The organism is Halomonas sp. 707D4 (genome assembly GCF_024158685.1).
In the GTDB taxonomy this organism is placed as follows: domain Bacteria; phylum Pseudomonadota; class Gammaproteobacteria; order Pseudomonadales; family Halomonadaceae; genus Vreelandella.
The window spans coordinates 1-11,771 of record NZ_JAMZBD010000043.1; the positions used below are offsets into that span (position 1 = coordinate 1).

Sequence of the window (11,771 nt, forward strand, 5' to 3'; positions counted from 1 at the left end):
CGCTTTCTCTACAACGCCTGCTACCCGCTGCTGGTCGGCTTCAACGCCATTCCCAAGGTCGCCTTCGTACCGATCCTGGTGGTGTGGTTCGGCATCGGGTCGGTGCCGGCGATACTGACGGCGTTTCTGATCTGCTTCTTCCCCATCGTGGTCAACGTGGCCACGGGGCTTGCCACGCTGGAGCCGGAAATGGAGGACGTGCTGCGCGTGCTCGGCGCGCGGCGTCTGGACGTGCTGTTGAAGGTGGGGCTGCCGCGCTCGCTGCCCTACTTCTTCGCCTCGCTGAAGATCGCGATCACGCTCGCCTTCGTGGGTACCGTGGTGTCGGAAACCGTGGCATCGAACCAGGGCATCGGTTACCTGATGATGAGCGCGGGCTCGCAGATGCGCATGGGACTGGTGTTCGCCGGACTGATCGTGATCAGCGCCATGGCCATGGTGATGTACGAGTGCTTCTCGTGGCTCGAGAAGCGCATGACCGGCTGGGCGCATCGCGGGCGGTAGGCGGGCAGGCTACCAGCGGTAGAGCAGCGAGGCGCTGGTGGTGGTGTCGGTGCGCTCGCTGGCGTCGTCCGGCGGCTGGGAGTTCTGCTTGATCTCGTGGGACAGGCGCAGCGAGATGCGCGAGCTGACCCGAGCGGTCAGCGCCGTCAGCGAGCGGGCGGTGGTGTTATCGCTGGTGTACTCGAGCGACATCTCCTGCTCGAAGTCGGCGACGTCCGAGATGCTGTAGCGATAGGCCAGCGCACTGTAGGCCACGGCCAGCTGCTCGTTGTCGTCGTCACGCAACCGGTCGTTGCGATAGCCCGGCCCCGCCTCCAGCGACAGCGCCTGGGTGTCGCTGTCGATCAACTGGCGGCCATAGCCGCCGATCACCGAGAGCTGCTGGTCGTAGCCGGCGAAACGATCCTTCTCCCAGCGCGCGAAACCGAACAGGTAATGCGGGCCGCTGAAGTCGAAGCGCTCGCGACCGGCAATCAGGTACTGCTCTGCGCTGGTCTCGCTATCCTTGGTGACGTTTCGAACCTCGCCGCGCAGCGAGTGGGTGATGTCCCCGGTCAGCCAGGTGAGCCGTGTCTTGCCGATCAGCGTCTGACTGTTGGTGTTGCCGGAAAGAGACGTGAAGCCGAGCTCGGCATCGCCGGTGAAACGCGGCGAGCCGTCGTCCGGCGGCGGCGGCGCGTAGAACGGGTTCGCCATCGCCGCGCCGGCCAGCAACGGCCCGCCGATCAATACACTGGCTCGCAAAAAAGTCAGCACGTTACTCCTTTCTACTGGCGACGAGTGGGAAAAGGCGAGTCGTTCGCCGTCTTCGACGGCGCGTTCAAGGCTCGATAGGTTACCGTGGCTTGGGCGCGCGTGCCATAATGACGCCACCGCGCACGTCGAGTTCCCTATGACCCCTTCCCGGTTCCCATCGCTTTCCGACCTGCCGCTCGGCCAGCGCCCGCGGGCCAAGCGCCGCTGGTACAAGCGCAGCTTTCGTCTGCAGGTCATGCTGCTGGTGGGCTTTCTGCTGGCCACGATGCTGCTCGCCCAGGGGGCCTACCTCAACCATCGCAAGGCCGACATCGTCAGCGAGCAGATGGGCGAGCGGGCGCTGGCGGTGGCCAAGAGCGTGGCGGGCATGCCGAGCATCATCGCCGCCTTCGAAACCGACGACCCGGCGCGCATCATCCAGCCGCTGGCGGAGCGGGTGCGCCAGGAGACCGGCGCCCGCTACGTGGTGGTCGGCAACGCCCAGTCGATCCGCTACTCCCACCCGGTGGCCGAGCGCCTGGGCGAGCGCATGGTCGGTGGCGACAACGACCAGGCGTTGATCCACGGCCAGTCCTACGTCTCCCGGGCCACCGGGACGCTCGGCACCGCCATGCGCGGCAAGACACCCATCTGGGACGAGGAGGGCAACGTCATCGGCCTGGTATCGGTGGGCTTTCTGGCCGACCGGGTGGCCTCGGATGCGGCGCGCTACACGCTTTTGGGCTGGTCGCTGGTGGGCTTGATGATCCTGCTCGGCTTTGCCGGGGCGTACTGGCTCTCCCAGCACCTCAAGCGGGTGATCCTGGGCCTCGAGCCCTACGAGATCGCGCGGCTGGCCATGGAGAAGGAGGCGATTCTCCAGTCCATCCACGAAGGCATTCTCGCGGTCAACCGCGAAGGTCAGATCACCCTGGTCAACCAGCAGGCGCGCCGTTTCATGGGCGTTTCCGACGATCATGTGCTGCTCGGCCAGCCGATCCGCGAGGTGGTGCCCAACTCGCGGCTTCTGGAGGTATTGAAGCGCGGCGAGCAGGAGTTCGACCAGCAGATGTGGCTCGGCGATCACCCGGTGGTGGTCAACCGCGTGCCGATCGTCGACGAGGGCGAGATCGAAGGGGCGGTGGCCACCTTCAGAAGCCGCCGCGAGATCATCGATCTCTCCGAGGCGCTCACCCAGGCGAGCCGCGACGTCGACATGCTGCGCGCCCAGGCTCACGAGTTCTCCAACAAGCTCTACACCATCTCCGGGCTCTTGCAGCTCGAGCGCGTCGAGGAGGCGCTCAAGCTGATCCACCAGGAGAGCGAGCGGGCGCAAAAGCAGATGAGCTTTCTGATGAGCCGCGTGGCGGACACCGTGCTCAGCGGAACGCTTCTGGGCAAGCTGACCCGGGCACGGGAGCTCGGCGTCACGCTCGAGATCGACGAGCACAGCTCGCTATCGAAACCGCTGACCCCGAGCGGTCAGGAGGTGATGATGAGCGTGGTGGGCAACCTGCTGGACAACGCCTGCTTCGCCGCGCGCAGCGGCCCCAACGCCCAGAGCGCCAGGGTGCGGCTGTTCTTCACCGACCTGGGCGAGCAGGTGCTGGTCGAGGTCGAGGACAACGGCGCCGGGGTGGCGCCGGAGCACGCCGAGGCGATCTTCACTGAAGGCTTCTCGACCAAGCGCGGCAAGCATCAGGGCCTGGGGCTGGCGCTGGTCAGTCGGCTTTGCGAGCGCCACGGCGGGGCGGTGACGCTGGAGGAGAGCGAACTCGGCGGGGCGTGCTTCACCGCCGTGCTGGACGCGCTTTCCAGCAAGCCCGCGCCGGCTCGCTGACAACCACGAGGAGTCTTCATGGCCGCCATGCACTACGGCATTCTGATCGTCGAGGACGACTTTCGCATCGCCGATATCCACAAGGCGTTCATCGAGCGCAGCGACGGCTTTCGCGTGGTGGGCGTGGCCCACAACGCCGCCGATGCCCGGGCATTGATGGCCGCGCACCACGCAAGCGTCGATCTGGTGCTGCTCGACGCCTTTCTGCCCGATGTCGAAGGGTTGGAGCTTCTATGGGCGCTGCGCCGGCACTACACCCGGGTGGACATCGTCATGGTCACCGCCGCCAAGGAGGTCGAGACCATCTCCGAGGCGCTGCGCGGCGGCGTGTTCGACTACCTGATCAAGCCCATCGAGGCCGAGCGGATGAATCGCATGCTCACCCGCTTTCGCCACGAGCGCGAAGCGATGGCCAACCGCGACGAGATGAGCCAGGAGGAGCTCGATCAGATGCTGGCGAGACTCTCACCCGGCGCCGCCCCGGCCCCAGGCGGTGCCGGCACGGCCGGCCTGCCAAAAGGCATCGACCGGCTTACCCTGAACCGGGTGGAGCAGGCGCTTTGCGCCGAGCACGCCTCGCAGACCGCCATGCAGGTGGCCCGCGCCATGGGCGCGAGCCGCTCGACGGCAAGGCGCTATCTCGAGTTTCTGGTCGCCGAGCAGCGCGTGATCGCCGAGCTCGGCTATGGCGACGTGGGCCGCCCGGAGCGGCGCTACCGGCTGATCGAGCCCGACTGAACGCGCCGTGAGCAGAATGAACACAATGCCCACAAAGAATTTTTTGCGGTTTATGGCCACAAGCTTGTTCGCCGTGGCCCCGGTCTTCTAACGTGCCCGGCGTAAGACGATATAACAACACGCATAAATACGTGGAGACGCCAATGAATACTTCCCTGAAACGCCTCACCCTGCTGGCTCTGCCCGCTGCATTGCTCGTGGGCGCTACGGCCAGTGCCCAGGCGCAAGAGTGGACACCGATCAAGTCGATCGAATTCATCGCCCCGGCCAACCCCGGCGGTGGCTGGGACACGCTGGTGCGCACCATGTCCCGCGTCATCCAGCAAGAAGGCCTGGCGGATCAGAACTTCGCCGCCATCAACGTGCCGGGCGGCGGTGGTGCGGTGGCCTGGGCCCAGGTGGCCCGCGATACCGGCAACCCGCACAAGATGTTCGCCGCCAGCCCGCCCCTGATCCTGGTGCCGCTGGCCGGCGCCTCGCGCTACGATCACACCGACTTCACCCCCATCGCGCGAGTGATCACCGACTACTCGATCATTCTGGTCGATGCGGACTCCGAGTATCAGAGCCTGGGTGATCTGTTCGACGCGCTCAAGGAGAACCCCAACCTGAGCGTCGGCGGCGGCAGCGCCCCGGGCTCGATGGACCACATCTCCATGGCGGGCGTTGCGGCGGCGGCCGGGCTCGATGCGGCGAGCGTCAACTACATCCCGTTCTCCGGCGGCGGCGACGCCATGACCAACCTGATGGGCGGCCACGTCGAAGCGGTGATCACCGGCGCCGGCGAATCCGTCGGTCAGCTCGGCGAAGGCAGCCAGCTGCGCGCCCTCGGCGTCTCCGCGCCGGAGCGCCTGGGCGGTGGCCTGGCGGACGTGCCCACCTACCAGGAGCAGGGCATCGATTACACCTTCGACATCTGGCGCGGCGTGGTCGGCACCCCGGACATGCCGGAGGAGGCAGTGGCCTACTACGAGGAGCTGTTCGCCGAGATGCTCGAGACCGACGGCTGGCAGCAAGCGCGCGACCAGCTCGGCTGGATCGACGCCTATCAGGACAGTGAAGCCTTCAGTGCCTTCCTCGACGAGCAGCAGGAAGAGTTCAGCAGCGTGCTGAGCGACCTGGGCCTTCTGCGCCAGTAAGTTCGCGCCCATGAAGAAGCGCCCGGCGCCGTGAGCGCCGGGCGTCGTTGCATGCGTGCCCCGTGCATGTCTTTCGGAGACTCCCCATGACTCGACTCAATACCAACCAGTGGCTGGCGCTGGTGCTGGCGCTGGTGGCCGCGGCCTATATCGCCATGGCGTGGCAGATTCCCACCTTTCCGCTGCCGCGCCCGGTGGATTCCGACCTGTTTCCCAAGGTGCTCGGCTTCACGCTGCTGCTGCTGTCCGTCTTTTTGTTTTTCGAGAAGCCCGCGCCGATCGCCGGTGCCGATACCATCGACCCGAACGCCCCGCGCGGCCCGCTCTTGTTCACGCCCTGGGCGCGGGTGATCGTCACCGCCCTGGCCGTGGCGGCCTACGCGCTGCTGCTGGTGCCGCTGGGGTTCGTGCTCGCCTCGACGCTTCTGTGCGTGGGCCTGACCACCTACTACGGCTACCATCGCTACTTTGTCACCCTGGCGACCACACTCGGCGTGGTGCTGAGTCTGTACCTGGTGATGACCCGCGTGATGGACGTCTACCTGCCCACTGGCGTGCTGCCGTTCTAGGCCCTGCCTGAACGCCGCCTTCGATCCTGTTTTAGAGAGACACGCCCATGGATGCTCTGAACAATCTCATGTATGGCTTCGGCATCGCGCTGGAGCCGATCAACATCGCCTACGTCTTCGCCGGCGTGTTCGCCGGCACCATCATCGGCATGCTGCCGGGCCTTGGACCGATCAGCGCGCTGGCGCTGATGATTCCGATCACCTTCTCGATGGAGCCCTCCTCGGGACTGATCCTGATGGCCGGCGTCTACTACGGCGCCATCTTCGGCGGCTCCACTTCGTCGATCCTTCTGAACGCCCCGGGCGTGGCGGGCACCGTCGCCACCTCCTTCGACGGTTACCCGATGGCGAAGAAGGGCCAGGCCGGCAAGGCCCTGGCCATCGCCGCCTATGCCTCCTTCATCGGCGGCACCGTGTCCGTCGTCTTCTTGATGCTGGTAGCGCCGCTTCTTTCCAAGGTGGCGGTGAGCTTCGGCCCGGCGGAGTACTTCGCCCTGATGGTGCTGGGCCTGACCGCCGTGGTGTCGCTCTCCGACAAGTCACTGGTGAAGGGGCTGATCGCCGCCGTGGTCGGGGTGATGATCTCGATCGTCGGGATCGACATGCAGACCGGCACCGAGCGCTTCACCCTGGGCTCGATCAACCTGCTCGACGGCATCGACTTCCTGGTGGTGGCGCTGGGTATCTTCGCGCTGGCCGAGGTGTTCTACATGCTGCTGCGCGGCGGTGACAGCAAGGAGGGGCCGCGCAACGCCATCGGTTCGCTCAAGCTCACCCGCTCCGAAGTGGGCGAGATCGCGGGGCCGGTGAGCCGAAGCTCCGTGCTGGGCTTCTTTACCGGCGTGCTGCCGGGCGCCGGCGCCACGATCGGCTCGTTTCTGGGCTACAGCATGGAGAAGAAGATCGCGAAGGACGGCGATACCTTCGGCAAGGGCAACATCAAGGGCGTGGCCGCCCCGGAAGCCGCCAACAACGCCGCCTGCACCGGCTCCTTCGTTCCGCTGCTGACGCTTGGCGTACCCGGCTCCGGCACCACGGCGGTGCTGCTCGGGGCGCTCTTAGTGATGGGCGTCAACCCGGGGCCGATGATGCTCGAACAGCGTCCGGACGTGTTCTGGGGCGTGGTGGCGAGCATGTACATCGGCAACATCTTCCTGCTGGTGCTGAACCTGCCGCTGATCCCCTTTATCGCCAAGATCCTCGACATGCCCAAGGCGCTGCTGCTGTCGCTGATCCTGATCTTCTGCATGATCGGCGTCTACGGCATGAGCTTCAGCGTGTTCGACCTGTTGCTGCTGCTCGGTTTCGGCATCCTGGGGCTCGGCATGCGCCTGTTCGGCTTCCCGGCAGCACCGCTGATCCTGGCCTTGATTCTCGGCAACATCATGGAAGAGTCCATGCGCCGGGCGCTGCAGATCTCCGGCGGCGACTGGATGACCTTCATCGACAAGCCCATCTCCTTGGCGCTGCTCGTCATCGCCGCGCTGTCGCTGACGCTGCCGCTGATCAAGAAACGTCGCCGCAAGGCCTGATCGCGCAGCGACGTCTTTTTACCAAGCGCCCTGCGGGGCGCTTTTTTGGTTTCAGGCGTTGGCGAACGCTTTTGGTGCGGCCTGCCATTTTGGTGCGTTGGCGACGTGCACGGTGAACGGCGTTTTGATCCAGCATAGTGCAGCCGAACATCGAAACGACGATGTGATTGCTTCCAACCAATTGATTGATAAGGAGTGATTCGGCAAGGCTTCAGCTTGGCGCATCCCTTGCAAGAGCTCTGGGCGACGCTTTCGCGCGCCGGTGATCGGCCGGTTCGCCGCTCAAACAACGAGCCCTTCGAAAAGGGTGCAAGGAGATTCAAGTGGCCATTCCAACGCACAACCCGCTTTCTCGCCGTTTCGTCACCTCCCTTCTCGCCGCCGCCGTGATGGGCGCGGGTACCCAGGCCGTCGCCCAGGAGAGCGACGACCCGATCAAGGTCGGTATCCTGCACTCGCTCTCCGGTACCATGGCGATCAGCGAGTCGACGCTCAAGGACACCGTCGAGATGCTCATCGCGCAGCAGAACGAGGCCGGTGGCCTGCTCGGGCGCCAGCTCGAAGCGGTGGTGGTCGACCCGGCCTCCAACTGGCCGCTGTTCGCCGAGCGCGCCCGCGAGCTGCTCGCCCAGGAGGAAGTGGACGTGGTGTTCGGCAACTGGACCTCCGTGTCGCGCAAGGCGGTGCTGCCGGTGTTCGAGGAGCTCAACGGCCTGCTGTTCTACCCGGTACAGTACGAAGGCGAGGAGTCCTCCGAGAACGTCTTCTATACCGGTGCGGCGCCCAACCAGCAGGCGATTCCGGCGGTGGACTACCTGATCAACGAGGTCGGCATCGAGCGCTTCGCCCTGGTGGGTACCGACTACGTCTACCCGCGCACCACCAACCGCATCCTCGAGGCCTATCTGCAGGAAGAGCACGGCATCGACGAGGCGGACATCATGGTCAACTACACCCCCTTCGGCCATTCGGACTGGCAGAACATCGTCTCCGAGATCCGTCGCTTCGGCGAAGAGGGCAAGCCCACCGCCGTCGTCTCGACCGTCAACGGCGACGCCAACGTGCCGTTCTACCGCGAGCTCGCCAACCAAGGCATCGATGCGGCGGACATCCCGGTCATCGCCTTCTCCGTGGGCGAGCAGGAGCTTTCCGGCATCGACACCGGCCCGCTGGTCGGCCACCTGGCGGCCTGGAACTACTTCATGAGCGTGGACACCGACGAGAACTACGACTTCATCGACGCCTGGATCGACTGGACCGGCGACGAGGAGGCGGTGACCAACGACCCGATGGAGGCTCACTACATCGGCTTCAACATGTGGGCGGAAGCGGTGCGCAAGGCGGGCACCACGGATGTCGACGCGGTGAAGGACGCGATCATCGGCGTGACCGTGCCGAACCTGTCCGGCGGCTATGCGGCCATGATGCCCAACCACCACATCACCAAGCCGGTGCTGATCGGCGAGGTGCAGGACAACGGCCAGTTCGACATCGTCTGGCAGACGCCTTCCACCGTGGCCGGCGACGCCTGGTCCGACTTCCTGCCGGGCTCGCGCGATCTGATCGCGGACTGGCGCAAGCCCATGGCGTGCGGCAACTTCAACGTCGTCAACGGCTCGTGCGGTGGCAGCACCGCGGTAGAAGAAGCCGAAGCGGCGCTCGCCGAGTAACGCCCCAACCCCTTGCCGCCGCCCGGCGGCAAGGGAGCACGCTGTCTCTTCACCTCTTTTCGAAGGAACAACCCCATGAGGCGCTTCCTTTTCAAGGCGTTCCTGTGCGCGCTCCTGATGGGCCTGCTGCCCGCAGCGCTTGCCCAGACCGACGCTCCGCCGACCGATGAGGCGGGTTATCGACTGCTCGAAACCCTGGACGTCGATTCCTACCGCGACAAGGGCGAGGCGATCACCGCCATCCTGCAAAGCGACGACGAGCGCGCCCGTGAGTGGCTGCAGGCGCTGCTCGATGGCCGACTGCAGCGCGCAGGCGACGGCCGCTTCGTGGTCGTGCTGAACAATACCGGACGCGACTGGCCCGTCGAGGACGCGCTCAGCGGCGAGCCGCTGGGCGAAATATCGCGCCGCGAGCTCGACCGTATCGGCATCAACAACGCGCTGCGCAACCAGCTGCGAAGCGCCATCGCCGTGGTCGATCTTTACTCTCCCAATGTGGAGCGCCGGCGCAGCTCCGCCGACCGGCTGCTGGGTGAGGTGGACGACGAGCTCTCCGAGACCCTGGCGCCGGTGATCGCGGAGGCCGAAGACGAGTACGTGCGCCGGCGTCTGGCGCAAGCGGTGGCGATCCATCAGGCCGAAAACGGCGAGATGGCAGGCGTGGAAGCGCTGGCCGGAAGCCTGCACCCGCGCGCCCGGGTGGCGCTCAACCGGGCCACGAATGCCGAGAACCCGGCGGTGGCGGACGCCGCCCGCGCGGCCCTTGCAAGCGTCGAGCAGAACCTGAAGATCAACCGCGGCATCGAGACGCTCTACTTCGGCCTGAGCCTCGGCTCCGTGCTGGTGCTGGCGGCGATCGGGCTTGCCATCACCTTCGGCGTGATGGGCGTGATCAACATGGCCCACGGCGAGCTGATGATGCTCGGCGCCTACACCACCTGGATGATGCAGCAGCTTCTGCCCGGACAGCCCGGGCTTGCGCTGCTGCTCTCGATTCCCGCCGGCTTTCTGGTGGCCGCGCTTGCCGGTATCGCCATCGAGCGCAGCGTGATCCAGTTCCTCAAGGGGCGCCCGCTGGAGACGCTGCTGGCGACCTTCGGCATCAGCCTGATCCTGCAGCAGCTGGTGCGCACGGTGATCTCGCCGCTCAACCGCACGGTGGTGACACCGGAGTGGATGAGCGGGTCACTCATCATCAACGATGCGCTGTCGCTGACGCTCAACCGCCTCTACGTGATGGGCTTTGCGCTCTTCGTGTTCGCGGCGCTGATGCTGGTCATGCGCCGCACGCGCCTTGGGCTGGAGGTGCGCGCGGTGACCCAGAACCGCGCCATGGCGCGCTCGATGGGGATTCGCGCCACCCGCGTGGACATCCTCACCTTCGCGCTGGGCTCGGGGGTGGCCGGGCTTGCCGGGGTGGCGCTCTCCCAGCTCACCAACGTCGGCCCGAACCTGGGTCAGAACTACATCATCGATTCGTTCATGGTGGTGGTGTTCGGCGGCGTGGGGAACCTGTGGGGCACGCTGGTGGCGGGGCTGTCGCTGGGCGTGATCAACCAGGTGCTCGAGCCCTGGGCGGGGGCGGTGCTGGCCAAGATCATCGTGCTGGTGTTCATCATCCTGTTCATTCAAAAGCGCCCGCGGGGACTCTTCCCGCAGAAGGGCCGCGCGGCGGAGGGCTGATCGATGACGCCATCGCAATCGACTCGTTTCTGGCTGCTGCGCCCCTTCGGCGAGCGCACCACCCAGCTCTTTCTCGGCGTGCTGCTGGCCGCCCTCGCCCTGGTCACCGTGCTGCACGTGGCGCTGCCTCAGGGCCATGCGCTGCACGTGAACGCTTACACCGTGAACCTGTTCGGCAAGTACCTGAGCTATGCGCTGCTCGCCGTGGCGGTGGATCTGGTGTGGGGATACCTGGGCATTCTGAGCCTCGGGCATGGCGCGTTCTTCGCCATCGGCGGCTACGCCATGGGCATGTACCTGATGCGCCAGATCGGCGATCGCGGCACCTACGGCGACCCGGTGCTGCCGGACTTCATGGTGTTTCTCAACTGGGAGAGCCTGCCCTGGTACTGGCTGGGTTTCGACATGGCCTGGTTTGCGTTTGCCATGGTGCTGATCGCCCCGGGCCTTTTAGCGCTGGTGTTCGGCTTTCTGGCGTTTCGCTCGCGGGTGACCGGGGTGTATCTCTCGATCATCACCCAGGCGCTGACCTTTGCGCTGATGCTGGCGTTCTTTCGCAACGAGATGGGCTTCGGCGGCAACAACGGGCTCACCGACTTCCGCGAGATTCTCGGCTTCAACCTGAGAAGCAGCGATACGCGCCTCGGGCTCTTTCTGGCCACCGGCGTGGCGCTGGCGCTCGGCTACGTGCTGTGCCGGGCGATCGTCACCAGCAAGCTGGGCCGGGTGTGCGTGGCGACCCGCGATGCCGAGGCGCGCACGCGCTTTTTCGGCTACCGGGTCGAGCGCTTCCAGCTCTTCGTGTTCGTCGTCTCCGCCATGCTCGCCGGGGTTGCCGGGGCGCTCTACGTGCCCCAGGTCGGCATCATCAACCCGAGCGAGTTCTCGCCGCTTTTTTCCATCGAGATCGTGCTGTGGGTGGCGCTTGGCGGGCGCGCCACGCTCTACGGCGCGGTGATCGGCGCGATTCTGGTCAACTACGCCAAGACCGTGTTCACCGGCGTGATGCCGGACGCCTGGCTCTTCGCCCTCGGCGGGCTGTTCGTGCTGGTCACGGTGCTACTGCCGAAAGGCGTGGCGGGGCTCTTCGCCCACCTGCGCCGGCGACGCGGCGCGCAACCACAGGAGGCGAGCGCATGAGCTTTTTTCAGGAGATCAAGAGCCGCGACCGGGTGTTCGGCTTCATGGCGCCCCAGGCGTCGAAGGTCGACGTGCGCCACGGCCCGATCCTCTACCTGGAGGACGTGACCGTCAGCTTCGACGGCTTCAGGGCGATCAACAAGCTGAACCTGACCATCGACGACGGCGAGCTTCGCTGCATCATCGGCCCCAACGGCGCGGGCAAGACCACCATGATGGAC

Annotated in this window: 11 protein-coding genes; 10 read left to right on the forward strand and 1 reads right to left on the reverse strand. The window is 65.9% G+C overall.

Annotated features, from left to right (window positions below; genetic code table 11):
* A partial coding sequence (locus BIS11_RS03365) for an ABC transporter permease (protein ID WP_253585733.1) occupies positions 1–504 on the forward strand: 504 nt, incomplete at its 5' end.
* A 9-nt stretch (positions 505–513) separates the two neighbouring features.
* Here BIS11_RS03365 and BIS11_RS03370 read toward each other — a convergent pair.
* Positions 514–1,200 carry a YdiY family protein gene (locus BIS11_RS03370; protein ID WP_253426009.1) on the reverse strand — a complete coding sequence of 229 codons (687 nt, stop codon included), beginning with the start codon at positions 1,198–1,200 and terminating at the stop codon, positions 514–516.
* Positions 1,201–1,396: 196 nt separating this feature from the next.
* On the opposite strand from BIS11_RS03370, the gene BIS11_RS03375 reads away from it, so the two are divergent.
* The 9 genes from BIS11_RS03375 to BIS11_RS03415 all read left to right on the forward strand — a co-directional run.
* Positions 1,397–3,079: a sensor histidine kinase gene (locus BIS11_RS03375; protein WP_253585734.1), complete on the forward strand. Its 1,683-nt coding sequence runs from the start codon at positions 1,397–1,399 to the stop codon at positions 3,077–3,079.
* A gap of 18 nt (positions 3,080–3,097) precedes the next feature.
* Positions 3,098–3,817, forward strand: a complete 720-nt coding sequence (locus BIS11_RS03380; protein ID WP_253426012.1) for a response regulator — start codon at positions 3,098–3,100, stop codon at positions 3,815–3,817.
* A 143-nt stretch (positions 3,818–3,960) separates the two neighbouring features.
* Complete coding sequence (locus tag BIS11_RS03385) at positions 3,961–4,956, forward strand: tripartite tricarboxylate transporter substrate binding protein (RefSeq protein ID WP_253426015.1); 996 nt, start codon at positions 3,961–3,963, stop codon at positions 4,954–4,956.
* A gap of 86 nt (positions 4,957–5,042) precedes the next feature.
* On the forward strand, positions 5,043–5,525 hold the full coding sequence (locus tag BIS11_RS03390; protein WP_253426018.1) for a tripartite tricarboxylate transporter TctB family protein: 483 nt from the start codon (positions 5,043–5,045) through the stop codon (positions 5,523–5,525).
* 47 nt (positions 5,526–5,572) lie between these two features.
* Positions 5,573–7,057 (forward strand): tripartite tricarboxylate transporter permease, encoded by a 1,485-nt coding sequence (locus BIS11_RS03395; protein ID WP_253426021.1) that lies wholly within the window; start codon positions 5,573–5,575, stop codon positions 7,055–7,057.
* A gap of 389 nt (positions 7,058–7,446) precedes the next feature.
* Entirely contained in the window at positions 7,447–8,727 is a 1,281-nt protein-coding gene (gene urtA, locus BIS11_RS03400) for an urea ABC transporter substrate-binding protein (RefSeq protein WP_253585737.1), read from the forward strand.
* A gap of 75 nt (positions 8,728–8,802) precedes the next feature.
* Positions 8,803–10,410, forward strand: a complete 1,608-nt coding sequence (gene urtB / locus BIS11_RS03405) for an urea ABC transporter permease subunit UrtB (RefSeq protein WP_253426354.1) — start codon at positions 8,803–8,805, stop codon at positions 10,408–10,410.
* Between the two features lie 3 nt (positions 10,411–10,413).
* On the forward strand, positions 10,414–11,550 hold the full coding sequence (urtC, locus tag BIS11_RS03410; RefSeq protein ID WP_253585735.1) for an urea ABC transporter permease subunit UrtC: 1,137 nt from the start codon (positions 10,414–10,416) through the stop codon (positions 11,548–11,550).
* Positions 11,547–11,771, forward strand: a 225-nt coding sequence (locus BIS11_RS03415; protein ID WP_253585736.1) for an ATP-binding cassette domain-containing protein, incomplete at its 3' end; no start/stop codon positions are given. The genes urtC and BIS11_RS03415, both read left to right, overlap by 4 nt.

Coding starts and splice junctions, on each gene's coding strand:
- BIS11_RS03385 (WP_253426015.1), top strand. CDS start 3,961: ATGAATACTTCCCTGAAACGCCTCACCCTGCTGGCTCTGCCCGCTGCA.
- BIS11_RS03370 (WP_253426009.1), bottom strand. CDS start 1,200: ATGGCGAACCCGTTCTACGCGCCGCCGCCGCCGGACGACGGCTCGCCG.
- urtC (WP_253585735.1), top strand. CDS start 10,414: ATGACGCCATCGCAATCGACTCGTTTCTGGCTGCTGCGCCCCTTCGGC.
- urtA (WP_253585737.1), top strand. CDS start 7,447: ATGGGCGCGGGTACCCAGGCCGTCGCCCAGGAGAGCGACGACCCGATC.
- BIS11_RS03390 (WP_253426018.1), top strand. CDS start 5,043: ATGACTCGACTCAATACCAACCAGTGGCTGGCGCTGGTGCTGGCGCTG.
- BIS11_RS03380 (WP_253426012.1), top strand. CDS start 3,098: ATGGCCGCCATGCACTACGGCATTCTGATCGTCGAGGACGACTTTCGC.
- BIS11_RS03375 (WP_253585734.1), top strand. CDS start 1,397: ATGACCCCTTCCCGGTTCCCATCGCTTTCCGACCTGCCGCTCGGCCAG.
- urtB (WP_253426354.1), top strand. CDS start 8,803: ATGAGGCGCTTCCTTTTCAAGGCGTTCCTGTGCGCGCTCCTGATGGGC.
- BIS11_RS03395 (WP_253426021.1), top strand. CDS start 5,573: ATGGATGCTCTGAACAATCTCATGTATGGCTTCGGCATCGCGCTGGAG.